Here is a 23,770-nt window from a genome sequence, read left to right as displayed (position 1 = left end):
AAGTCGACCGAATGGATCGGTCCCACCGATCACATGGGTTGCTGCGCGCGAAGGATTGGCGCGAACGATCTCGACATCGCCATCTGACCTACGGCTTTCGCCGCTCACGGCAAGCGGCAGATATCCCCGAACGAACGCGCCAATGCGGTGCGATGCAAGGCATCCAGACGATGCCGGCGCGCGGCTTGTTCCTGTTCCTGATACGCGCGCAGCACGCAGTCCTCGGCGCGCGCCTCGCGCAACGCCGGCGCCAACGCGTCGAGCATGGCCTGATTGATCTCGTCCAGGCGCGCGCGCACCGGTTCCAGATCGATCGCTCCGATCGCCGCCTGCCGCCGACGCGAGGGCTGCGCCAGCAGGCGGTACTGCACCAGCTTGTTGGCTTCGATCTGGGCCTTGAAGAATGCATCGGATTGATCGCGCGACACGCCGCGCGACGCGGCTTGAGCGCCCAGGCGATCGAGCTGCGAATGCTCGCGTGCCGCGTCCTCGACCGGCTTGCCCGATGCGCGCTTGCTGGCCGCGACCGTATCGGCCAGTAGCAAGCGCTGCGCGCTCAATTCGGCCACCCGCGCCATCGCCGAGGTTGCCGGTTCCGCGGCGACGGCGGTCACGGCAAACGTCAACGCGAGCAGCATGCCCGCACAGGCGCGCGCCACGGAAACCATGACCGATGCCCGCGCTTCGGTCTCACTGCGCATTGCAGAACGCCTGGTAATCGATGTATCCGGGGAACGCGCGACCGGCCGCGCACACCGGGCAGTCGGGGTCGGGCCGCAGCCGGGTTTCGCGAAAGCGCATCGCCAGCGCGTCGAAATGCAGCAGGCGGCCGGCCAGCGATTCGCCCAGGCCGAGGATCAGCTTGACCACTTCGGTCGCCTGGATCAGTCCGACCACGCCCGGCAACACGCCGAGTACGCCGGCCTCGGCGCAGTTGGGCGCGGCTTCCGGCGGCGGCGGCTCGGGAAACAGGCAGCGATAGCACGGGCATCGGCCGCGATGGCGGCCGGCATCGAACACGCTGACCTGGCCTTCGAACCGGTGGATCGCGCCGTACACCAGCGGCTTGGCCAGTTTCACGCAGGCATCGTTGAGCAGATAGCGCACCGGGAAATTATCGGCGCCGTCGAACACCACGTCGGCCTGTCCGATCAGGCGCTCGACATTGTCGGAACTGATCCGTTCGGCGAAGGTTTCCACCCGCACCCGCGGGTTGAGCGCGTTCAACGCGATCCGCGCCGACTCGACCTTGGCCACGCCGATCCGGTCCTCGGTGTGCAGGATCTGCCGCTGCAGATTGCTGCGATCGACCACGTCGTCGTCGGCCAGCACCAGGGTGCCGATCCCGGCCGCGGCCAGGTAGAACGCGGCCGGCGAACCCAGCCCGCCCGCGCCGACCATCGCCACGCGCGCGGCCTGCAGCTTGCGCTGGCCGGCTTCGCCGACTTCGGGCAGGCGCAGGTGGCGCGAGTAGCGATCGTAGAAGTCGCGTTGTTCGTCGGACTGCTCCAGCACCGCCAGCGGCAGGCCTTCGGCGATCCAGCGCGTGGTGCCGCCTTCGACCGAGGCGACCTGCGCGTAACCGGCATCGAGCAGAGTCTGCGCGGCGCGCAGCGAACGCGCGCCGGTTTGGCAGATCAGCACGATCTCGGCTTGATGATCGGGCAGACTCGCACCGGGATCGGCCTCCAGCGCGTCCTTGGCGATGCCGAGCGCGTGCTCGGCGTAACCGCTTGCCCGCTCGTGCGGCTCGCGCACGTCGATCAGGATCGCGCCGGCTTGCTGCCGTGCGCGCGCTTGCTCGGGGGAAATTTGTTCGATGCTCATGTGGGGATTATCGCCGGTTGCGGTGGGGCTGGCGGGCGCGGGGCGCGATGCTGTGTTGCGTCGCGGGCCCTCACCCCAACCGCTCTCCCGCAGGCGGGAGAGGGGCTTCAAACGTCGGCGCGAACAAACGCCTGGAGAGAGGCTTCAAACGACTGCGCCAGCGAGCTCCCTCTCCCGCTTGCGGGAGAGGGCTGGGGTGAGGGCACCCGCCACCCCACTCACCCAAACGAATAAGGCATAACCTCCATCACCGTCCCCTCCTCCAGTCGCTGCGGCCCTTCCGGCACCACCATCAGCGCATCGGAATCGGCCGCCGCGCGCAGGCGATGCGAGCCGGTGGCCGGATTGGGATCGACCCGCAACACGCCGCCGTCGTCGCTGAGCAGGCGCGCGCGGATGAATTCGCGCCGCGGATGGGTTTTCTCGATCGATCCGACCAGCCGCGCGCGCCACACCGGACGCGGTTCGGCGCGGCCCTGCAAGCCATCGATCAGGGCGCGGCCGAAGCTGAGATAAGTCGCCATCACCGACACCGGATTGCCCGGCAAACCCAGCATGCGCGCCTGATCCATGCTGCCGAACAGCAGCGGCATGCCCGGGCGCATCTTCACTTTCCAAAAATGGATCGCGCCGAATTCGCCGAGCACCGCGGGGATGTGGTCCTTCTCGCCGGCCGACACCGCGCCGCAGGTGAACACCAGGTCGAACGCGCAGGCCGCGTCGCGCAACGCGATTTCGACTTGCCTGGGATCGTCGGGCAAACGCGGCCACGCGGTCGGCTCCAGACCATCGGCGCGCAACAGGCCCATCAGCAGATCGCGATTGCTGTCGTAGATCTGACCCGGCGCCAGCGGCATGCCCGGTTCGACCAGTTCATCGCCGCTGGTGAACACCGCGACCGTGGGCTTGCGCCGCACCTCCAGCGACGCCAGGCCCAGCGAAGCCGCCAGCGACACCCGCGCGGGCGTGAGCACCTGCCCGGCGCGCAGCACGCGCTCGCCTTCGCGCACGTCCTCGCCGGCGTAGCGCACGTTCTGGCCGAGCGCGGTCGCCGGCACCCATACGCGATCGCCGTCGATGCGCACGTTTTCCTTGATCGCCACGGTGTCGGCCCCGGCCGGCAGCGGCGCGCCGGTGGTGATGCGCACGCATTGCCCGGCGCCCAGGCTCAAGCCCGCGGCGAGGCCGGCGAATTGTTCGCCGACCAGGGCCAGCGCGGTGTCGTCGTCGCCGAGATCCGCCTGACGCAGGGCGAACCCGTCCATCGCGCTGTTGTCGAACGGCGGCAGCGACAGCGGCGCGTCGATGTCGCGCGCCAGCACCCGGCCGTGGCAACGCGGCAGCGACAGGGATTCGGTGGCGAGCCGATGCGCGGCGGCGACTTCGGCGACGATCGCCATGGCGTCGTCGAACAGCAGGCCGGTGGGGAAATCGCTCATGGCTGGGGACTCATCTAAAACGCGTGGATGGACGGGAGTGATGGAGCGCGCGCCGCCGGCAACGAGGGCATCGCACGGATGCCGCGCTAATCCGGCTGCGGATCGCAGCGCGCCGGATCGGCCTGAAACCTGGCCACGGCCAGATCCTGCGGCGTATTGAGATTGCCGAAGCGTAGGCCATCCAGGCGCAGCGCGGCCATGCCCAGTTCGGCCTGCAATGCGCGCACGGCCAGGCGCCGCTGTGGCAAGGCCTCGCTCAACCCACGCCGCAACGGCGCCACCGGCCACAGTGCGAACAGCGGCTGCACGCCGTCGTCGTCGATCGCGTAGGCGCCCTGCCCGCGCTGCGCGGCGATCAGCGCCGGCAACAGACGGTCGTCGACGGTGACCGCGTCCACCGGCATGGTGAACAGCCACGGCGTGGCGCAGGCCGCGGCCAGCGCGTCGAGGCCGCCGAGCGGCCCGAGGTCGGGCGTCGCATCGGCGAACGCCTGCAATCCGGCGGCGGCATAGCGCGGCAGATCGCGATTGGCGCTGACCAGCACCTGCGCGACCCGCGGCGCGCACAGGCGCGACAGACGCAGCACCTGGGCGACACCGTCGCGCTGCAACCAGGCCTTGTCGAGACCGCCCAGTCGCGATGCGCGGCCGCCGGCCAACAGGCCCAGGGTCAGCTCGGAGGCGGCGATGCTCATGAGGGGCGCGGTCGGGGCTTGCGGGAGTCGGCTCGTATTGTGCCCGTTGGCTCGTACCGGCGCGGTGGAAGGGCATTGCACGACGGGATGCGATCAATCCCGAGGCGATTGAAGATCGGCCGGACTTGACGCCCGTGTCGCAGGCGAGATTTCTCGTCGGGGCTCAAGCCCCTCCCACAAAAGACTTCGGTGCTTCGCGATCGCGAAAAACAAGAACCCCGCAAGCCGCGAGATTTTTTTGTGCGAGGGAATTTTTGTGGGAGGGCTTTCAAGCCCGACGCTCTTGTTTCAGATAGCGCTGATCTGATCGAAAAGCGTCGGGGCTCAAGCCCCTCCCACAAAAGACTTCGATGCTTCTCGATCGCGAAAAACAAAAAACCGTGCAAGCCGCGAGTTTTTTGTGGAAGCGTTTTTTGTGGGAGGGCTTTCAAGCCCGACGCTCTTGTTTCAGATGGCGATGACCTGATCGAAAAGCGTCGGGGCTCAAGCCCCTCCCACAAAAGACTTCGGTGCTTCCCGATCGCGAAAAACAAAAAACCCCGCAAGCCACGAGGTTTTTTGTGGGAGGGGCTTCAGCCCCGACACGAAACTCGACCCAACGTCGAGCGAGAACGCACCCGCCGAAGCCGCCAGCCTTACTTGCCGCGCTTCACATGCCGGATCAAGCGCTTCTTCTTCGCCACCTGCCGCTCGGTCAGCACGTTCTTCTTGCCTTCGTACGGGTTGCTGCTGTCCTTGAAGATGAAGCGCACCGGCGTGCCGACCAGCTTGAAACGCTTGCGGAAGAAGTTTTCCAGATAGCGCTTGTAGCTGTCGCTGAGCGTGCGCAAGCGCGTGCCGTGGACGACGAAGGTCGGCGGGTTCAGGCCGGCCGGATGGGCGAAGCGCAGCTTGGCCACGTGCCCGCGCACCACTGGCGGCGGGTTGGTTTCGTAGGCGACTTCCATCGCCTTGGTGACTTCGCTGGTGCCGATCTCGGTGGTCGCCGAGGCATGCGCACGATGGATCGCGGAGAACAGCTCGCGCAGGCCGGAGCCGTGCTTGGCGCTGATCCGCACCGGTTCGGCCCACTCGACGAAGGCGAGCTTGCGCTTGAGCAGGTTTTCGGTCTGCTGACGCTGGTATTCGGTCTGCCCGTCCCACTTGTTGACCGCCACCACCAGGGCGCGGCCGGAGTCGAGCGCGTAACCGAGCACGCTGGCGTCCTGATCGGTCACGCCTTCGCCGGCGTCGAGCATGACCACCGCGACCTGGCAGTTCTCGATCGCCTGCAGGGTCTTGATGATCGAGAACTTCTCCACCGCTTCCTCGACCCGCGCCTTGCGCCGCACGCCGGCGGTATCGACCAGCCGGTACAGGCGGCCATCGCGTTCCATGTCGATCGCGACCGAATCGCGGGTGGTGCCCGGCACTTCGGAGGCGATCATGCGCTCCTCGCCGAGCAGGCGATTGACCAGGGTCGACTTGCCCACGTTCGGGCGGCCGATGAAGGCCACGCGCATGCGCTTGGGGTCGTTGTCGAGCTCGGTGGTCGTGCCCTCTTCGGGCAGACGGCCGTAGACCTCGGCGAGCAGTTCGTCGATGCCCTGGCGATGCGCCGAGGACACCGCGATCGCGTCGCGGATGCCGTAGCGGGCGAAATCGTTGATCGCCTGGCGCGCGTCGAGGCCGTCGGTCTTGTTGACCACCAGCAGGGTCGGCCGCGCGGTCTTGCGCAGCCAGGCGAGGATTTCGTCGTCGAGCGCGGACGCGCCTTCGCGGCCGTCGACCACGAACAGGACCAGATCGGCTTCCTCGGCGGCCGAACGCGCCTGGCGCGCGGTCGCGCCGGCCAGGCCTTCGTCCACGCCAGCCATGCCGCCGGTGTCCACGATCGCGAACGGGCGCTGGCCTTCGGGCCGGCACACGCCGTAGTGGCGATCGCGGGTGACGCCGGGCTCGTCATGGACGAGCGCGTCGCGGGTACGCGTGAGCGCGTTGAACAATGTGGATTTTCCGACGTTGGGGCGGCCAACGAGGGCGACTAGGGGGAGCATGTGTTTGGAGCCGGGAATGGGGAATGGGGAGTCGGGAATCGCAGGCAACGCGGCCGCCTGATGCGGCGCCGGCCTTCGGATTGCCTCGGGACGAGCCTTTCGACAAGCCGTCAGAGGGCGCCATAGTGCCAGACCGGCCGCCGCGACGCTTTGGCGACGCAAAAAGGGGCGGTTGACGGCCCGGCCGGACGCCGGATCAGGCACGCAAATACGCAAGAGCATTCAAACAAACGGCCCGGGACGGCTGATCGCCACCCGGGCCGCGAAACATCATGAAACAAGGAGCGCGAACCGAACCGGAGACTGCGCATCGACAAGCCGCGCCGAACCACCGATTCCCTATTCCCGACTCCCCATTCCCGGCCTCACTGCAACTTGAACGCCGTCAGCTCGCCCTTGATGTTCTGCACGATCAGCACGCCGTCGGCGACCACCGGGGCGGCCCGCAGCGACTTGCCGCCGACACGCGCGCGCGCGGCGAACTCGCCGGTATCGAGCTTCATCCAGTGGACGTAGCCGTCGTAATCGCCGACCACCGCGTAATCGCCCTGCACGGCCGCGCCGGTCAGGTTGCGGCGCGCCAGCGAGGGCTGCGACCACAGCGCGCTGCCGCTGGAGCGGTCCAGGCCGTAGACGGTGCCGGCCGGGTCGCTGACGATCAGGCGATCGCTGGCCAGGCCGACGCGGCCCGCGCCGCCGTGTTCGCTGACCCAGATCGGACGGCCGCTCGGGGCGTCGATGGCGACGGTCTGCTTCTTGAAGCTGCTCGCGTACAGCACGGTGCCGTCCAGCACCGGGGTGCCGTCGACGTCGGCCATGCGGTCGAGTTCGCTGCGGCCCTCGGGCTGCGCGACCGGCTGGTCCCAGGTCGGGCGGCCGTCGCTGGCGGCCAGCGCGCTGAGCGTGCCGTCGTCGTTGCCGACGAACACGAAGCCCGGGCCGATCGCCGGCGAACCGTTGCCGCGCAGCGACAGCATCGGCACTTCATGGGTCCAGAACCAGCGACGCTCGCCGCTGGCGGCGTCGAACGCGGTGACCCGGCCGTCGTTGGAACGCACGAACACCAGGCCCAGGCCGATCGCCGGCGCGGCGATTACTTCGTTGGTGACCTTGGCGGTCCACTTCTCGGCGCCGGTGGCGGCATCGAGCGCGATCACTTCGCCATCCAGGCCGCCGATCACGACCAGGCCGTCGCCCGCGCCGGGGCCGCCGGACAGGCTGATGTCCTTGTCCTTCTTGTCCTTGTCCTTGCGCTTGGGGATGTATTCCCAGACCTGCTTGCCGGTCTGCAGGTCGTAGGCATGCACGCCGCCCTTGATCGCCGCGGCGTAGACGCGGCCGTCGGCCACGACCGGGCCCTGGCGCACGCCGATGCGGTCCTCGCCCTTGCCGGCGTTGACCGACCAGATCTTGTCGACTTTGACGCTGGCGGTGAAATCGGTGAGTTCGGCCGGCTCGTTGGGCTTGCTGTCGTCCTTCTTCTTGCCGCCGAACCAACCCTTGACCGTGGAGCAGCCGGCCAGCGCGAACGCGCACAGCACCACCGCGGCGACGCGAACGGCCGGACGCAGGTTGCGACCGGTCTTCTGAGCTTGCTTCATCTTCAAGATTTGGCCTCGGGCTTGGCCGGCGTGCCGCCGGCTTCAATGAGCTTGAGTTCGAGCAGACGGCGACGCTGCGAAGCCTCGTCGAGCTTGCCGAGCGCGGCGCTGTAGTCGTTGCGGGCCAGCTCGCTCTTGCCGAGCGCGAACTGCGCGTCGCCGCGCACTTCGATCGCCATCGGCGAGGTCGATTTGTCGAGCAGCTTGACCGCTTCGGCCGGCTGCTTGGCGTCGATCAGCAGACGCGCCAGACGCTGGTTGACGATCTCGGCGATCGCGGCGTCTTCGGTCTTGATGCTGCGCAGGGTCGCGATCGCGGCGTCGCGCTGGTCGCTGTCGACCTGCGACTTGGCCAGGTCGAGCTGGGCCAGGGTCTGGTAGGTTCCGGCCGGCAGCGCCTTGACCTTGGCCGCGGCGGTCTTGTCCTTGGCTTCGACCGCATCGGCGGCGGCCTGGAACTGCGCGGCGGCCTTGCCGTGTTCTTCGAGCTGGTGGTTGCCCCACCATTTCCAGCCGCCGATCGCGGCCAGGCCCAGGGCGATGCCGCCGATCAGGCCGGCGCCGTTGGCGCGCAACCACGCCAGTACGCGTTCGCTTTGTTCGTGTTCGTCGAGCAGGTCGTCTATCGCCATGATGCGCCGTCGCTAAGCTGCTTGAACGCCCCAACGCCGCGCAGCGCGCGAGGATGGGCCGTAATGGACCGGCCCGATGCCGCACTCAATGCAGCGTCGGGCCGATGAAGGTGTTCGCGGACCCGCAGCGCGGGTCAGTCGGAGACTGGCGCGAGGGAACCGTCAGAGGATAGCGTAAAGCGCGCGACGTTCGCGCGGCTGAACGGCGCCAGATCGAGCGGTTGGCCGGCGGCGCTGACTTCCACCGCGGCGGTGTTGCCCAGACGCACGCTGGCGACTTCGCCCGGGCCGTAACTGCGCTCCTGGCCTGCGCCGAGGATGCCTTCTTCGAGCTTGCTGCCGTCGACGCCGACGATCTGCACCCAGCTGTCGCCGCTGAATTTCAGCACCAGGGTCTTGGCCGGGGCGGCGGCGGCCGACGACGGCATGATCGAGGCGGTGACCGGGGTACGCTGCGGCGGCGTGGCCGACGACGGCCGTGCGGCCGGCAAGGCGCTATTGGCCGCGCCCGGCGCGACCGCCGCCATGTCCAGCGACTGCACGGTGGAATTGCTGGCCGGATGGCGGGTCGCGATCCAGATCGGCACCGCGATGGCCGCGGTCATGACGATGTAGACGGCGCGGCGCGTGGTCTGTTCGAACACGCGGCGATAGCGCGGGGTGTGGGTGTGGCTGATGAGTTCCGACGGCGCGGTCGAGGCGACCGAGGTGCCGCTGAGCTGGCTTTCCAGATCGATGCCGACCAGCCGCGCATAGCTGCGCAACTGCCCGCGCACGAACACCGGCGCGCCCATGCTGGCGATGTCGTCGTTTTCCAGGGAATACACGACGCGCGCCGGCATTTTCAGCCGCGCGGCCACGTCTTCCACGGACAGCCCCGCGGCTTCGCGGGCCTGCTTGAGACGCGCGCCGCAGCTTCCGCTGCCTTCAGGCGCGAATTCGTTCGACTGCATCATCACTTACCGCCATCCCCTATTCCGGAGCCCTGCGTGTCAGGGAACTCCGCCCTCATTCGCTGAACGTATCTCGCGGCGGCAGCCGTGTCGCCGAGTTTTTGTTCGATTTGTGACGCAGTCATCAGCGCTTCAGCTGAAATAGGCTCAATGGCCAGTCGCCGTTCAGAAAACGCCCTCGCCTCGAAGGCATTGCCCAGGCGCAACTGACGCTTGGCCATCGCGCTCAGCGCGAGTGTGGATTTGGGATCGAGCGACAGCGCCAGGCGCAGGTCGCTGTCGGCGCGGTCGTTCTGGCCCAGCTTGTCGGCGCAGGCGCCGCTGTTGGCCAGCGCCACCGCCGGGCTGCCGTAGCGCGGATCGGCCAGGGTGCGGTCGAAATAGCCCATCGCCTCGGCGGCGCGGTTGTTGTCGCACAGCCACACGCCGTAGTTGTTGAGCGCCGCGCCGCGATCGGGCGCGTACTCGGCGGCCTTGCGGTAATAGCCGCCGGCCTCGCTGGTCTTGCCGTCCATCTCGGCCATCACCGCCATCAGGCTGTAGGCCTCGGCCGACTTGGAATCGATCTGCAGCGCCTGCTTGAGCTCGGAGCGGGCCTTGTCGCGGTCGCCCGATTCCAGGTAACGCTGCGCCGACTGGACCCGGCCCTGGGCGGCGGCCGCGCCGTCGGGCCCCTTGCGCCGGTCGCCGACGTCGTACTCCACCGCGGTCTGCTTGAAGCCCTTGCGGTCCATCTTCGGCCGGATGAAGCTCAGCCGGTTGCAGGCGACGGTGGCGAACACGATCAGCGTCAGCAGGCCCAGCAGGCGCAGGACGCGTCCGCGGGCCGGAGCGTTGCGGAGGGTCAGACCGGACAGCACGGAATCAAGCCGCGGCATCGCCGACGCTCCCGTCGGGCTGGCTCAGGCCCTGGGCCTGCAGTTGCTTGCGGAATTCGGCCTGGCGCCGGGTGCGGTCCATGACCTGGCCCTTGAGTTGCCCGCAGGCCGCGTCGATGTCGTCGCCGCGGGTGCGGCGCACCGGCGCGATCATGCCGGCGTCGTTGAGCAGTTTCTGGAACGCGCGGATCGCGACTTCGTCGGGTCGCTCGAAGCGCGTGCCCGGGAACGGGTTGAACGGAATCAGGTTGACCTTGGCCGCGTCCTTCATCTGCACCGCGTTGTCGAACTGGCGCAGCAGCCGCACCAGTTGCCGCGCGTGGGTCGGCTGGTCGTTGACGCCCTTCATCAGGGTGTATTCGAACGTCACCGAGGTGCCGCGCTTGCGCAGTGCGTAGCGCACGCACGCGTCCATCAATTGTTCGATCGGGTATTTCTTGTTGAGCGGCACCAGCTGGCTGCGCAACTCGTCGTTGGCCGCGTGCAGCGACACCGCCAGCGACACGTCGCTGACTTCGCCGAGCTTGTCGATCATCGGCACCATGCCGGCGGTCGACAGGGTCACGCGCTTGTTGGCCAGGCCGTAGCCCAGGTCGTCGCGCATGATGCTCATGGCGCGCACGACGTTGTCGAAATTCATCAGCGGCTCGCCCATGCCCATCATCACCACGTTGGTGAGCTTGCGCTGCTGGTGCGGGACGTTGCCGAGGTGACGCGCCGCGACCCAGACCTGGCCGATGATCTCGGCAGTCGACAGGTTGCGGTTGAAGCCCTGGGTCGCGGTCGAACAGAACTGGCAGTTCAGCGCGCAACCCACCTGCGAGGACACACACAAGGTGCCGCGGCCCTTGTCGGGAATGAACACCGCCTCGATCGCGTTCTTGGCGTCCATGCCGAGCAGCCACTTGTGGGTGCCGTCGGTGGAGGGTTTGTCGAAGATGACCATCGGCGCGCGCACTTGCGCGTGCTCTTCGAGCTTGGCGCGCAGCACCTTGCCCAGGTCGGTCATGTCGTGGAAATCGGTGACGTAGCGGTGATGGATCCACTTCATCACCTGGTGCGCGCGGTAGCGCTTCTCGCCCAGGGTCTGCTCGAAGAAGTCCTCGAGCTGGGTGCGGTCGAGATCGAACAGATTGGTCTTGCCGTTGTCGGGCACGAAGACGCCGGCCGAAGCCGGCGCCTTCGCGCTTTCAACGTTCGTGCCTTGAGCACTCGCGCCGTCGACGCTGAAACTGTCGACTTGGGTGATCGCGATCGCCGCGCGCGTACCGGCCTCCGTCGTGGGCGTGTCGCCGGGCAGCGGAAGGTCGTTGGCGTTGTCGCGGATATCGTTCACTGCGTTACTCGATGTGCTTGCGGCTTAGCGCGCGTACACGTCGGTGGCCGGGAAGAAGTACGCGATCTCGATCGCGGCGTTCTCCAGGCTGTCCGAACCGTGCACGGCGTTGGCGTCGATGCTGTCGGCGAAGTCGGCGCGGATGGTGCCCGGCGCGGCGTCCTTCGGATTGGTGGCGCCCATCAGGTCGCGGTGCTTGAGCACGGCGTTCTCGCCCTGCAGCGCCTGGATCACCACCGGACCGCTGATCATGAATTCGACCAGCGCGGCGAAGAACGGGCGCTCGCGGTGAACGGCGTAGAAACCTTCGGCTTCCTGCTTCGACAGCTGCTTCATCTTGGAAGCGACGACCTTCAGGCCGGCCTTTTCGAAACGCGAATAGATCTCGCCGATGACGTTCTTGGCGACAGCGTCGGGCTTGATGATGGACAGGGTGCGCTCCAGCGCCATGGAAAGTCTCCGGGTAGGCGGGCCGCTTACGGTCGGCCCTGAGAATAACAGAAAACCCGCGACGAAACGCGGGTTTAGCCGATATGGCTCCCGTAATTCTACATGTAAAGGGCGGGAGTCGGGAATGGGGAATCGGGAATCGGAAGGCCTCGTCGGGGAGATTTTGGCGCCTTCGGGACTTTGCCGGTTAGCGCAATTTCGCGAAAACCGGATTCGAGATTAGGAACGCGGAAGGCAGCGAATGGGGCCGATCGCCACGCCTGCGCTTTTCCGATTCTCCATTCCCCATTCCCGATTCCCGCCCCCACCGATTGACGCACCCGCACCCTGCGGACTAGCATCAAACAAGCGTTTGATTCATGCCGCCGCTTCAAGACCGGCGCCCCGGCCGGTCCCAAGGCCATCCCCTGCTCCCGGAGTCCGCCCGACCGCATGTCCACTACCGCTCATTTCTCGACCAAGGACCGCATCCTCGGCGCCGCCGAGGAACTGTTCGCCCAGTTCGGCTTCACCGGCACCTCGCTGCGCCAGGTCACCAGCCGCGCCGACGTCAACATCGCCGCGGTCAACTATCACTTCGGCAGCAAGGAAAACCTGGTCAACGAGGTCTTCCGCCGGCGCATGGACGAGATGACCGAGCAGCGCATGAGCGCGCTCAAGGCCGCGGTGCAGGCGCATCCGGGCGAGCTCGAGCCGATCCTGGCCGCGTTCGTCCAGCCCGCCCTGGCCCTGGCCCAGGACCGCAACGGCGGCGGCGCCTTCGTGCGGGTCATCGCCCGCGCCTACGCCGAAAAGAACGACAGTCTGCGCAAGTTCCTGTCCGACCACTACGGCCACGTGCTGCGCGAGTTCGCCAAGGCGATCGCCGTGGCGGTGCCGGGCCTGAGCAAGGAAGAACTGTACTGGCGCCTGGATTTCCTGGCCGGTTCGCTGACCTACGCCATGGCCGACTTCGGCCTGATCAAGCGTCCCGCCGGTGTCACCGAGGCGGCGCATCGTGAACGCGCCGCCCGCGAACTGATCCGTTTCGCCGCCGCCGGCTTCAAGAGCTGAGCGGCGCGGGCGCCGGTCCCGGCGGGGACCGGCGCCGCCGGAGTGCCCAGTGCCCCGGTCCGGTACACCCGCCCGCTCTCACCGAGCACGCCCCTCCCCTCGCCACGTCCCAAGATTCTCGAATTCCTTCAAGGAGTTGTAGACGATGTCCAACCAATTGCTAGTCCGTCGCGCCGCGGTCCTCGGGGCCGGCGTCATGGGCGCCCAGATCGCCGCGCACCTCACCAATGCCGGCGTCGACACGGTCCTGTTCGACCTGGCCGCCAAGGAAGGCGCGCCCAACGGCATCGTCGACAAGGCCATCGCCAACCTGGCCAAGCTCAGCCCGGCGCCGCTGGCCAGCAAGGCCCTGGCCGAGCGCCTGACCGCGGCCAACTACGACACCGGCCTGGAACTGCTGCGCGACTGCGACCTGGTGATCGAAGCGATCGCCGAACGCATGGACTGGAAGCAGGACCTGTACAAGAAGATCGCCGACCACGTGCCCGACCACGCCGTGCTGGCCTCCAACACCTCGGGCCTGGGCATCAACAAGCTCGCCGAAGTGCTGCCGGAAAAACTGCGCCATCGCTTCCTGGGCGTGCATTTCTTCAACCCGCCGCGCTACATGCACCTGGCCGAGCTGATCCCGGCCAAGACCACCGACGCGGCGGTGCTCGAAGGCCTGGAAACCTTCCTGACCACCACCCTGGGCAAGGGCGTGGTGATCGCCAAGGACACCCCGAACTTCATCGGCAACCGCGTCGGCGTGTTCTCGATGCTGGCCGCGATGCACCACACCGAACAGTTCGGCCTGGGCTTCGACACCGTCGATGCGCTGACCGGTCCGGCGATCGGCCGTCCGAAGTCGGCGACCTACCGCACCGCCGACGTGGTCGGCCTGGACACGATGGCCCACGTCATCAAGACCATGGGCGATACCCTGCCCGACGACCCGTGGCATCAGTACTTCAAGTCGCCCAAGTGGCTCACCGCGCTGGTCGAGAAAGGCGCGCTGGGCCAGAAGGCCGGCGCCGGCTTCTACACCAAGAAGGGCAAGGACATCCTGGTGCTCGACCTGAAGGCGCAGGATTATCGCGTCTCGGCCGGCGAACTCGATGCCGACATCGCCGCGCTGCTGAAAGAAAAAGACCCGGCCAAGAAGTTCGCCGCGCTGCGCGCCAGCACCAACCCGCAGGCGCAGTTTCTGTGGGCGGTGTTCCGCGACAGCTTCCACTACAGCGCCTTCCACCTGGAATCGATCGCCGACACCGCGCGCGACGTCGATTTCGCGATGCGCTGGGGCTACGGCTGGTCGCTCGGCCCGTTCGAAACCTGGCAGGCCGCGGGCTGGAAGCAGGTCGCCGACTGGATCGCCGAAGACATCGTCGCCGGCAAGGCCATGGCCAACGCGCCGCTGCCGAACTGGGTGTTCGACGGCCGCGACAGCGTGCACAACAAGGACGGCAGCTACAGCCCGGGCCGCAACGCCCAGGTGCCGCGTTCGTCCAACCCGGTGTATGCGCGCCAGCGCTTCCCCGACGCGCTGATCGGCGAGAAGTTCTCGCAGGGCCAGACCGTGTTCGAGAACGACGGCATCCGCCTGTGGGCCGACGACGGCGACGACATCGCGGTGATCAGCTTCAAGACCAAGATGCACACGGTCAACGACCATGTGCTCAACGGCATCCAGGAAGCCATCGCCATCGCCGAGAAGAAGTTCAAGGGCGTGGTGATCTGGCAGCCGAAGGAACCGTTCTCGGCCGGCGCGGATCTGTCCGGCGCGCTGGGCCTGCTGCAGGCCGGCGATCTCAAGGGCTTCGACGCGATGGTCGCCAACTTCCAGGCCACCAGCCAGCGCATCAAGTACTCGCTGGTGCCCGTGGTTTCGGCGGTGCGCGGTCTCGCGCTGGGCGGCGGTTGCGAATTCCAGATGCATTCGGCGCGCACGGTGTTCGCGCTGGAAAGCTACATCGGTCTGGTCGAGGCCGGCGTCGGCCTGCTGCCGGCCGGCGGCGGACTGAAGGAATTCGCGGTGCGCGCCTCCGAAGCCGCCGGTCCGGGCGGCGACGTGTTCGCCGAACTCAAGACCGCGTTCGAGAGCGTGGCGATGGGCAAGGTCTCGACCTCGGCGTTCGAAGCGCGCGAACTCAAGCTCGCCCGCGACGGCGACCGGGTCGTGTTCAACGCCTTCGAACTGCTGCACGTGGCCAAGGCCCAGGCGCGCGCGTTGGCCGAAAGCGGCTACCGCCCGCCGCTGCCGGCGCGCCGCATCCAGGTCGCCGGCGATGTCGGCATCGCGACGTTCAAGATGATGCTGGTCAACATGCTCGAAGGCCGCTTCATCTCCCCGCACGACTATGAGATCGCGACCCGCATCGCCACCGTGATCTGCGGCGGCGAAGTCGATCGCAACGCGCTGGTCGACGAAGAATGGCTGCTCAAGCTCGAGCGCGAGCACTTCGTAGCCTTGGCGCAGATGCCCAAGACCCAGGAGCGCATCGCGCACATGCTCAAGACCGGCAAGCCGCTGCGCAACTGAGCGCAGGCGGGAATCGGGAATTGAGAATCGAGAATCGTTAAAGCGGGATACGGCGATCGGGCGGGAATCGATGAGCGCAGGCTCTTACGACTCCCGATTCCCGATTCCCGATTCCCGCCCTTGGAGAATCTAATGAGCAAGCAAGTTCAAGAAGCTTATATCGTCGCCGCCACCCGCACCCCGGTCGGCAAGGCCCCGCGCGGCGTGTTCCGCAATACCCGTCCCGACGACATGCTCGCGCATGTGCTCAAGTCGGTCATCGCGCAGGCGCCGGGCATCGACGTCAACCGCATCGACGACGCGATCATCGGCTGCGCCATGCCCGAGGGCGAGCAAGGCATGAACGTGGCGCGCATCGGCGTGCTGCTGGCCGGCCTGCCGAACACCATCGCCGCGCAGACCATCAACCGCTTCTGTTCGTCGGGCCTGCAGGCCGTGGCGCTGGCGGCCAACGAGATCCGCCTGGGCAATTCCGACCTGATGCTGGCCGGCGGCACCGAGTCGATGTCGATGGTGCCGATGATGGGCAACAAGGTCGCGCTGTCGCCGTCGGTGTTCAACGACGACCACGTCGCCATCGCCTACGGCATGGGTATCACCGCCGAGAAGGTCGCCGAGGAATGGAAGATCTCGCGCGAGGATCAGGATGCGTTCGCGCTGGCTTCGCACCAGAAGGCCATCGCCGCGCAGCAGGCTGGCGAGTTCAAGAGCGAAATCAGCCCGTACGAAGTGATCTCGCACCAGCCCGATCTGTCCGGCAACCTGATCAAGCTGCGCAAGACCCTGGTCGAACTCGACGAAGGCCCGCGTCCGGATGCGTCGCTGGAAGCGCTGGCCAAGCTCAAGCCGGTGTTCCGCAACGGCCAGTTCGGCGGCAGCGTCACCGCCGGCACCAGCTCGCAGATGAGCGACGGCGCCGCCGCCGTGTTGCTGGCCTCTGGCCAGGCGGTCAAGGACTACGGCCTGACCCCGCTCGCGCGTTTCGTCAGCTTCTCGGTCGCCGGCGTGCGTCCGGAAGTGATGGGCATCGGCCCGATCGCGGCGATTCCCAAGGCGCTCAAGCAGGCCGGCCTGACCAAGGACCAGATCGACTGGATCGAACTCAACGAAGCCTTCGCCGCGCAGGCGCTGGCGGTGATCCGCGACAGCGAACTCGACCCGTCCAAGGTCAACCCGCTCGGCGGCGCGATCGCGCTGGGCCACCCGCTCGGTGCGACCGGCGCGATCCGCACCGCGACGATCGTGCATGGTCTGCAACGCCGTAAGCAGAAGTACGGCCTGGTGACGATGTGCATCGGCACCGGCATGGGCGCGGCGGGCGTGTTCGAGTCGCTGTAAGCTCACGCCATCCGATCACGCAACGGCCAGGGAGGCCGTGGCCATGACCTTCAAACCCGGCGCGTTCGCTGTGGCCGTTGCGTTGATCCTGGCTTATTGCACCGTGCCCGTATTCGCCGGGCACGGGATGGGCGTGATGGGCTTGCTGCTGCTCGGCGGCGGCCCCGGTGCGACGATGGCCTGGTTCGGCATCTTCGCCAGCCTGGGCGCCAGCTTCCTGCGTTGGGAGCTGGCGTCGTTGCTTGGACCGGTGGTGCTTGCGGCTGCGCTATGGTCGGGCTTCGTCGATCTGTACGGCGAGGACAAAATCCTGAGCGCCAAAGGCATAGGGTCCTGCCTGGTGTGGAGCGTGCTGTTCCACTTGATGCTGTTGATCTCGATCGTCCGCACCGTGCTGGTCTGGCTGGAGCGACGCGAATACGAACGACAGCGGTGATCCGCGACGCACCTGCGGCCGCATCCGCCGCTTGCTCGATGCAGGCGTCGTGATGGGATGTTCCGCACTCGCACTGATGCCGTTCGGAGAAGCGCCCGTATGAGCCAATCGGCCGTGCCCACCGCAGCGCCCGCCTGGGCCGTCGCGATGCGACGCCTGACCACCTACCTGTCGCAGGATTTCCTCGGTGGCCCGCGGCCCTGGAAACTCGCCTGGGTGGTCAATTTCCAGAAGGCCGGCACCTTCGTGTTTCTCGGCGCGTTGATCGCCTGGTACCACAACACCTCGACGGCGGCGTGGATCTATCTGGCGATGCACGGCAGCTACGGCCTGGTCTGGATCATCAAGGACCTGGCGTTTCCCGATCCGAGCTGGCAGGTCAAGGTGACGATCGGCGGCGGGATCAACGCGTTCGCAAGCGTGCTGGCCTGGTACTGGGTGTTCGGGTGGTTGCTGATTTCAGGCGCGTCGCAACCGGACTATCCGCTGCCCGACGCGGCCTGGTTTTGTCTGTGCATCAGTCTGTGCATTCTCGGCTGCGCGATCATGATCGCCGCCGACGCGCAGAAATATTTCACCTTGCGCCTGCGCGGCGGCCTGATCACCGACGGCATGTTCCGCTACGTGCGCCATCCGAACTATCTGGGCGAGATCATGATCTACGGCAGCTTCGCGCTGATGGTCTGGCATTGGCTGCCGGTGGTGGTGCTGGCCTGGGTCTGGCTGGGCCTGTTCGCGGTCAACATGGCGATGAAGGAAGCGAGCATGTCGCGCTATCCGCAGTGGCCGGAATACAAGCGGCGCAGTTGGTGGCTCATTCCAGGGCTGTTCTGATCCGGGCCGAATCGGCGAGGAATCCAGCAAGCATCGCTTACGCAGAAGTTGGCGCGGATGCGCGCGCACGACGATCAGGCGCGGCCGTGCCGCGCGGATCGTCGCTGTCGTGAAAGCGCGGCTGTCGTGGAGCGCGGTCCGGTGAAGCAAAACTACCGGGCCCGCGCGCAAGCGCACGGACCCGGCCGTGAAAGCTTACTTCGGGCAGGCCGTGAACTTGCCCTTGGCATCGCGGCAACGCTTGGTCTCGGCCTTCTTCGCGCAGGCGATGAACTTGCCCTTGTCATCGCGGCAACGTTCGGTGGCGGCCTTGGCGGGCGCGGCCTTCGGCGTGGGCGCGGCGGCGGGCTTGGCGGACGGCATCGGGGCCGGGGTCGGCTTGGTCGTCGGCGTCGGCTGGGTGGCGGGAGCGGGCTGCGGCGCGGCGATCGCGCCCAGGCTCAGGGACAGCAGGACGGTGGCGAGCGAAACGGCGAGCGTACGGCGCATGGCGAGGTCTCCCGAGAACGCGACCGCAAGGTCGATCGCAGCGCGATGCTAGCAATCCCGATGCCGCCGCTGTGTGTTGGCGGGATTAAATTTACTTAATCTGCCCCGCCCTGCCCGCCGGGTTCGACCCCGGCGGTTGGTGGCTCAGGCCATCCGGGTGCCGTTCGCCACTGGCCGCTCGATCGTGGTGATGACCACGCCCTCGTCGGTCGGAAAGCCGGTCAGCAGGAACTCCGACACGAACGGCCCGATCTGCTTGGGCGGGAAATTGATCACCCCGACGATCTGGCGCCCGACCAGATCTTCGGCGGCGTACAGATGGCGGATCTGCGCGCTGGTCTTGCGGATGCCGTACGGGCCGAAATCGACCCACAGTTTCCACGCCGGCTTGCGCGCCTGCGGAAACTCCTCGACCTGGGTCACGGTGCCGGCGCAGAGCACGACTTTTTCGAAATCGCTCCACTCGATCGTCGCGGTGGGTTCCGGGGGTGCCTGGCTCATCGTCTGATTCCTTCGCTCATGTCTTTCCACGCGTCCTTCCATTGCGCCCAGCTGTAACTCAGCTGCGCCGCCAGCAGACCGGCGGGTTTCATCGCCGAGACCAAGCCGTAATCGGACAGCTCGCGCCAGCGCTCATCGCCCTCGGCGATCGCCGAGGCGAGCAGTTCGCCGGCGAAGGTGGTCGGCGCGACGCCGTGTCCGCCGAACGCCTGCGCCAGCCACAGGCCGGGCTCGACCTGGCCGATCTGCGGCATCTGGTGCCGCGCGTAACTCATCAATCCCGACCAGGCGTAATCGATGCGCGCGCCGCCCAGTTGCGGAAACACCTTGAGCAGATCGCGATACAGCAGCCGCTTTACCTCGCCCGGCGAGCGATCGCGCACCGAGATGCGGCCGCCCCACAGCAGGCGCGTATCGGGCAGCGGCCGATAATAGTCGAAGGCGAAACGGGTGTCGTAAACCGCCGCGTTGGTATGCAGGGCTTCGTGCAAGCGCGCGCCGAGCGGCTCGGTCACCATCACATAGGTCGCGATCGGCATCACCGCCGCGTCGACCCGGCGCCGCAGCCCGGCCAGATACCCGCCGCAGGCCAGCACCACCTGCTCGGCATGAATCTCGCCATGTTCGGTGCGCACCCGCCAGCCGGCGCCGTCGCGCTCCAGCGCGAGCGCCGGGCTGCGCTCGTGCACGCGTACGCCCAGGCGCGCGGCCAGCGCCGCCAGGCCGTGCGCGTACTTCAACGGATGAAAATGCAGCGCCTGCGGTTCGAACAAGGCCTCGTGATAACGCTCGCTGCGCACCCGTTCGCGCACGCGCTCGCGCGACCACCACTGCCAGTTGACCCCAAAATGCTCGGCGAGCAACTGCTGGCGCGAGCGCAGCACCTGCGGATCGCGGAACCAGTTGGCCCAGATGATCCCCGCCTGGACCGCATCGCATTCGATGGCGTGGCGATGGATGCGGCTGCGGATCAGTTCGACCGCATCGGTCGTGCCCGCGTACAGCGCGCGCGCGCGTTGCGGCCCCAGTTCGCGCAGCAACGCATCCTCGCCGCGCGAGAAACCGCCGAACACGAACCCGCCGTTGCGCCCGGACGCGCCGAAGCCGATCTGCTGCGCGTCGAGCAGCAGCACATCGGACAGCCCGCGCTCGGCCAGGCCGAGCGCGGTGTTGAGGCCGGCGAAGCCGCCGCCGATCACGCACACGCGGGTCTGCGCCCGGCCCTCCAACATCGGCCATTGCGGGCGGTGTTCGAGGCTGGCGCGATAGTAATTTTCGGCGGGTATGGACATGGACGAAGCGCAGCGGTTTGATGAGGGCGGCCGAGCGCGTGCAATGCGCGGACCCGCCGCGCCGACGCCGACCACCTGCCTTGAACGATCGCAGCGAACCATGCAGCCAAGCTGCGAAATCCACCGCGCCGACCTAGCCTACCGCAGACGCAGCCTGTGGCTGCTCGCCGCGACCGTGCTGGTCTGCGCGATCGGCCTGTGGCATTGGCACGAGTGGCTGCTGACGGTGCGCGGCCAGATCGTCGCCGGCCCGCCCGAACACGCGCGGCGCTGGTTGGCCCGGGCGATCGTGCTGATGCTGCTGGCGCCGGTGTTGCCCTTGCTGGGATGGGGTCGCGGCCTGCGCCGACTGGGCCGGGCCGCGCGCGCGCAAGGCCGGTTTCCGCCGCGCGACTGGAAGACCTATCGCGATGTGAGCGTGCTGCGCGAACGCGCCGCACTCGACTGGTCGCGGCGCAGCGAACGGCTGGGCCGTCTAGCGCAGAACGCCGCCGGACTGTTGGTCGCGGCGGCGTTGGCGGTATGGCTGTGGTTGAACTGAGCCGACTGGCTCAGCCGAGACCAGCGAACACGATGGCGAGGCCCGGGCGTTACCCGATTCTCCGCGTAGCGTCCGACCTCAGGCCAGGTCTTCCACGCCCAGTTCGTTCAACGCGTTCTGCATCAACTGGCGGGCCGCATCGCTGAGCTTTTCGTGATCGAGCGCATAGCGGATGGTCGCCTCGATCAGCCCCAGGTGGGTGCCGCAGTCGAAGCGGGTGCCCTGGAACCGATACGCGTTGACGGTTTCGCGTTCGAGCAGGGTCGCGATCGCATCGGTCAGCTGGATCTCGCCACCGGCGCCCGGCGTGGTCGTTTCCAGCAGTTCGAAAATGCCCGGATTGAGCACGTAGCGGCCGACCACGGCCAGATTGCTCGGCGCGACGTCCGGCGCGGGTTTCTCGACGATCGCGCGGATGCGGCCTTGGCGCGCATCGAAGCCGTCGGTCGCGACGATGCCGTAACTGGCGGTCTGCGAGCGCGGAACGTCCTGCACCGCGATCACGCTGGCGCCGGTGGTTTCGGCCGCGTCGGCCATCTGCTTGAGCGCACCGGGGCCGCGGTTCCAGATCACGTCGTCGGGCAGCAGCACCGCGAACGGTTCGTTGCCGATCACGTCCTTGGCGCACAGCACCGCATGGCCCAGACCGAGCGCTTCGGCCTGGGTCACGAACACCGCGCGCACGCCCGGCGGCAGCACGTTGCGGATCAGTTCGAGCTGTTCCAGCTTGCCGGAGCGTTCGAGCTTTTGTTCCAGCTCGTAGGCCTTGTCGAAGTAATCGGCGACCGCGTGCTTGTAGCGATTGGTGATGAACACCAGGGTGTCGCACCCGGCTTCGATGGCCTCATCGACCGCGTACTGGATCAGCGGCCGATCGATGATCGGCAGCATTTCCTTGGGAACGGTCTTGGTCGCGGGGAGAAAGCGGGTGCCCAGACCGGCAACCGGGAAGACGGCCTTGCGGATACGTGGCGGCATCAAATCTTCCTGGCGTTACGGGCGGGGAATGCGACGACAGTACCCGACTCTTTGTAATCGGGATGTTCACCCACCGGGTGGAACTCCGGCACGGCGATGCGCAGCAACACCGCGAGCGCATCGCGGTCGTAGCGGATCGAGGCTTCGCGCAGCTGTTGCAGCGAGTGCTCCAGCGCGCTGGTCGACACGTCGCGCGGCTCGGCCTGCAGGATCTTGGGATGCACGGTCGGGCGATAGCGCTCGTCGGCGTGGAACAGCGTCTCGTGCAGCTTCTCGCCCGGGCGCAGGCCGGTGTAGACGATCGCCACGTCGCGGCCGGGCTGCTTGCCGGCCAGGCGGATCATCTGCTCGGCGAGCAGGCGGATCGGCACCGGCTCGCCCATGTCGAGGGTGTAGATCGCCTCGTGGGTGCCGATCGCCGAGGCCTGCAGGATCAGCTGGCAGGCTTCGGGAATGGTCATGAAGAAACGGGTGACTTCCGGATCGGTGACCGTGACCGGGCCGCCGCTGCGGATCTGTTCGCGGAACAGCGGCACCACACTGCCGGCCGAGTCGAGCACGTTGCCGAAGCGCACGGTGACGAAGCGGGTCTTGCGCTGGTCGGCCAGCGAGGTGCAGGTCATCTCGGCCAGGCGCTTGGTCGCGCCGAGCACGTTGACCGGATCGACCGCCTTGTCGGTGGAGATCAGCACGAAGGTGCCCACGCCGGCGGCGCGGCAGGCGCGCGCGACGGTTTCGGTCGCCAGCACGTTGTTGCGCACCGCTTCGCGCAGTTGCGCTTCCAGCAGCGGCACCTGCTTGTAGGCGGCGGCGTGGAAGGCGGCGTCGGGTTCGGCCAGCTTGAGCGCGTATTCGATCACGGCCTTGTCGCCGCAGTCGCCGAGGATCGGAATGAATTCGACGTCGGGGAAATCGCGGCGCAACGCGGTTTCGGTGGTGACCAGGGCGAGTTCGTCGATTTCGATCAGGGCGATGCGGCCGGCGCCGTGGCGCGCGCACTGGCGGCACAACTCCGAACCGATCGAGCCGCCGGCGCCGGTGACCAAGACAGACCGCGCGCCCAACCAGCCACGGATCGCTTTCCAATCCGGCAGTACGGGTTTACGGCCGAGCAGATCCTCGATCGCGACTTCCTTCAACTCACCCGGCAGCGAACGGCCTTCGAGCACGTCCTGCAGGCGCGGCACCATCCGGAACGGCACACCGGTGCGTTCGCAGGCCATGACGATGCGCTGCATCGCATTGGCGTCGGCCGACGGCATCGCGATCACCAGCAGCTTGGCCGCGGTCTCGCGGGCGATCTCGGCCACGTCGTCGACCCGGCCCAGCACCGGCACGCCCTGCACCTTGCTGCCGCGCAGGCGCGCGGCGTCGTCGAGGAAACCGACCGGGTGATAGGTGCCGAAGCGGCGCAGATCGCGGACCAGCGCCTCGCCGGCGCGGCCGGCGCCGAGGATCAGGATGCGCACCGACACCGCGTTGGCGCTGTCGATCCGGCTGTCCTTCCAGGCGCGATACAGCAGACGCGGCGCGCCGAGCATGCCCATCAGCACCAGCGGATACAGCACCAGCACGGTACGCGGGACCTGTTCGACGCGGTTGTACAGGAACAAGCCGAGCACGATCGCGAACAAACCGAGCATGCAGGCTTTGAAGATATTCCAAAGGTCGGGAACACCGGCGAAGCGCCACAGGCCGCGGTACAGGCCGACCTGCCAGAACACCAGCCCCTGCGCGAGCAGGACGAGGGCGATCTCGGTCGACCACAGCGGCAGCGGCGGCGGCGTGGCGGTGATGCCGAAGCGCAGCTTGTGCAGCGCCTGCCAGACCAGCCAGACCATCGCGAGATCGTGCGCGACCACCGCCATGCGCGGCAGTCCGCTTTTGAGACGATCACGCCATGAGCTCATTCTTGCCTCGCCTGATGACTGGTACTGATT

The 23,770-nt window shown here is 67.4% G+C and carries 22 protein-coding genes; 6 read left to right on the top strand and 16 right to left on the bottom strand.

Features of this window, described 5'->3' with window-relative positions; genetic code table 11:
• Positions 1-104 precede the first annotated feature (104 nt).
• The 11 genes from aroQ to ndk form a co-directional block, all read right to left on the bottom strand.
• Entirely contained in the window at positions 105-701 is a 597-nt protein-coding gene (gene aroQ, locus KME82_RS10930) for a gamma subclass chorismate mutase AroQ (RefSeq protein ID WP_215498523.1), read from the bottom strand.
• Positions 691-1,827 carry a molybdopterin-synthase adenylyltransferase MoeB gene (gene moeB, locus KME82_RS10925; protein WP_215498522.1) on the bottom strand — a complete coding sequence of 379 codons (1,137 nt, stop codon included), beginning with the start codon at positions 1,825-1,827 and terminating at the stop codon, positions 691-693. The genes aroQ and moeB overlap by 11 nt, the downstream gene beginning before the upstream one ends.
• A gap of 218 nt (positions 1,828-2,045) precedes the next feature.
• Positions 2,046-3,266, bottom strand: a complete 1,221-nt coding sequence (locus KME82_RS10920; protein WP_215498521.1) for a molybdopterin molybdotransferase MoeA — start codon at positions 3,264-3,266, stop codon at positions 2,046-2,048.
• Between the two features lie 86 nt (positions 3,267-3,352).
• Positions 3,353-3,961 carry a molybdenum cofactor guanylyltransferase gene (gene mobA / locus KME82_RS10915; RefSeq protein WP_215498520.1) on the bottom strand — a complete coding sequence of 203 codons (609 nt, stop codon included), beginning with the start codon at positions 3,959-3,961 and terminating at the stop codon, positions 3,353-3,355.
• A gap of 635 nt (positions 3,962-4,596) precedes the next feature.
• A complete protein-coding gene (gene der / locus KME82_RS10910; protein ID WP_056107825.1) occupies positions 4,597-5,997 on the bottom strand; it encodes a ribosome biogenesis GTPase Der in 1,401 nt (466 codons plus the stop codon).
• Between the two features lie 365 nt (positions 5,998-6,362).
• The gene (bamB, locus tag KME82_RS10905; protein WP_215499040.1) at positions 6,363-7,598 is read right to left on the bottom strand and encodes an outer membrane protein assembly factor BamB; all 1,236 of its coding nucleotides are present in this window, start codon (positions 7,596-7,598) and stop codon (positions 6,363-6,365) included.
• A 2-nt stretch (positions 7,599-7,600) separates the two neighbouring features.
• Positions 7,601-8,230: a YfgM family protein gene (locus KME82_RS10900; RefSeq protein ID WP_215498519.1), complete on the bottom strand. Its 630-nt coding sequence runs from the start codon at positions 8,228-8,230 to the stop codon at positions 7,601-7,603.
• Positions 8,231-8,364: 134 nt separating this feature from the next.
• A complete protein-coding gene (locus KME82_RS10895; protein WP_430538815.1) occupies positions 8,365-9,189 on the bottom strand; it encodes a helix-turn-helix domain-containing protein in 825 nt (274 codons plus the stop codon).
• A complete protein-coding gene (gene pilW / locus KME82_RS10890) occupies positions 9,186-10,061 on the bottom strand; it encodes a type IV pilus biogenesis/stability protein PilW (RefSeq protein WP_215498517.1) in 876 nt (291 codons plus the stop codon). The genes KME82_RS10895 and pilW overlap by 4 nt, the downstream gene beginning before the upstream one ends.
• Positions 10,048-11,217 carry a 23S rRNA (adenine(2503)-C(2))-methyltransferase RlmN gene (gene rlmN, locus KME82_RS10885; RefSeq protein ID WP_036103704.1) on the bottom strand — a complete coding sequence of 390 codons (1,170 nt, stop codon included), beginning with the start codon at positions 11,215-11,217 and terminating at the stop codon, positions 10,048-10,050. Before rlmN ends, pilW begins: the two co-directional genes overlap by 14 nt.
• A 204-nt stretch (positions 11,218-11,421) precedes the next feature.
• Positions 11,422-11,847 (bottom strand): nucleoside-diphosphate kinase, encoded by a 426-nt coding sequence (ndk, locus tag KME82_RS10880; protein WP_056107843.1) that lies wholly within the window; start codon positions 11,845-11,847, stop codon positions 11,422-11,424.
• A 432-nt stretch (positions 11,848-12,279) separates the two neighbouring features.
• On the opposite strand from ndk, the gene KME82_RS10875 reads away from it, so the two are divergent.
• The 5 genes from KME82_RS10875 (at position 12,280) to KME82_RS10855 (ending at position 18,029) form a co-directional block, all read left to right on the top strand.
• A complete protein-coding gene (locus KME82_RS10875) occupies positions 12,280-12,900 on the top strand; it encodes a TetR/AcrR family transcriptional regulator (RefSeq protein ID WP_215498516.1) in 621 nt (206 codons plus the stop codon).
• A gap of 145 nt (positions 12,901-13,045) precedes the next feature.
• Positions 13,046-15,421, top strand: coding sequence for a 3-hydroxyacyl-CoA dehydrogenase/enoyl-CoA hydratase family protein (locus tag KME82_RS10870; RefSeq protein ID WP_215498515.1), 2,376 nt, complete (start codon positions 13,046-13,048; stop codon positions 15,419-15,421).
• A 132-nt stretch (positions 15,422-15,553) separates the two neighbouring features.
• Positions 15,554-16,759, top strand: a complete 1,206-nt coding sequence (locus KME82_RS10865; protein WP_215498514.1) for an acetyl-CoA C-acyltransferase — start codon at positions 15,554-15,556, stop codon at positions 16,757-16,759.
• 43 nt (positions 16,760-16,802) lie between these two features.
• Positions 16,803-17,195, top strand: coding sequence for a hypothetical protein (locus KME82_RS10860; RefSeq protein ID WP_215498513.1), 393 nt, complete (start codon positions 16,803-16,805; stop codon positions 17,193-17,195).
• Between the two features lie 99 nt (positions 17,196-17,294).
• Positions 17,295-18,029, top strand: coding sequence for a methyltransferase family protein (locus KME82_RS10855; protein ID WP_215498512.1), 735 nt, complete (start codon positions 17,295-17,297; stop codon positions 18,027-18,029).
• A 195-nt stretch (positions 18,030-18,224) separates the two neighbouring features.
• Here the strand turns inward: KME82_RS10855 and KME82_RS10850 are convergent, their stop codons facing one another.
• The 3 genes from KME82_RS10850 to KME82_RS10840 form a co-directional block, all read right to left on the bottom strand.
• Positions 18,225-18,518, bottom strand: a complete 294-nt coding sequence (locus KME82_RS10850; protein WP_215498511.1) for a hypothetical protein — start codon at positions 18,516-18,518, stop codon at positions 18,225-18,227.
• A 144-nt stretch (positions 18,519-18,662) separates the two neighbouring features.
• Positions 18,663-19,019: a tRNA-binding protein gene (locus tag KME82_RS10845; RefSeq protein ID WP_215498510.1), complete on the bottom strand. Its 357-nt coding sequence runs from the start codon at positions 19,017-19,019 to the stop codon at positions 18,663-18,665.
• Positions 19,016-20,311, bottom strand: a complete 1,296-nt coding sequence (locus KME82_RS10840) for an NAD(P)/FAD-dependent oxidoreductase (protein WP_215498509.1) — start codon at positions 20,309-20,311, stop codon at positions 19,016-19,018. Before KME82_RS10840 ends, KME82_RS10845 begins: the two co-directional genes overlap by 4 nt.
• Positions 20,312-20,411: 100 nt before the next feature.
• Here KME82_RS10840 and KME82_RS10835 point away from each other — a divergent pair, with 100 nt between their 5' ends.
• Complete coding sequence (locus KME82_RS10835) at positions 20,412-20,852, top strand: hypothetical protein (RefSeq protein WP_215498508.1); 441 nt, start codon at positions 20,412-20,414, stop codon at positions 20,850-20,852.
• A gap of 78 nt (positions 20,853-20,930) precedes the next feature.
• Here the strand turns inward: KME82_RS10835 and galU are convergent, their stop codons facing one another.
• The gene (gene galU, locus KME82_RS10830; RefSeq protein ID WP_215498507.1) at positions 20,931-21,830 is read right to left on the bottom strand and encodes a UTP--glucose-1-phosphate uridylyltransferase GalU; all 900 of its coding nucleotides are present in this window, start codon (positions 21,828-21,830) and stop codon (positions 20,931-20,933) included.
• A complete protein-coding gene (locus KME82_RS10825; RefSeq protein ID WP_215498506.1) occupies positions 21,830-23,740 on the bottom strand; it encodes a polysaccharide biosynthesis protein in 1,911 nt (636 codons plus the stop codon). Before KME82_RS10825 ends, galU begins: the two co-directional genes overlap by 1 nt.
• Between the last annotated feature and the right edge of the window lie 30 nt (positions 23,741-23,770).

The sequence above is a fragment of the Lysobacter capsici genome (assembly GCF_018732085.1).
Classification (GTDB): Bacteria; Pseudomonadota; Gammaproteobacteria; order Xanthomonadales; family Xanthomonadaceae; genus Lysobacter; species Lysobacter capsici_A.
This window is presented reverse-complemented; position numbering and strand designations above follow the sequence as displayed.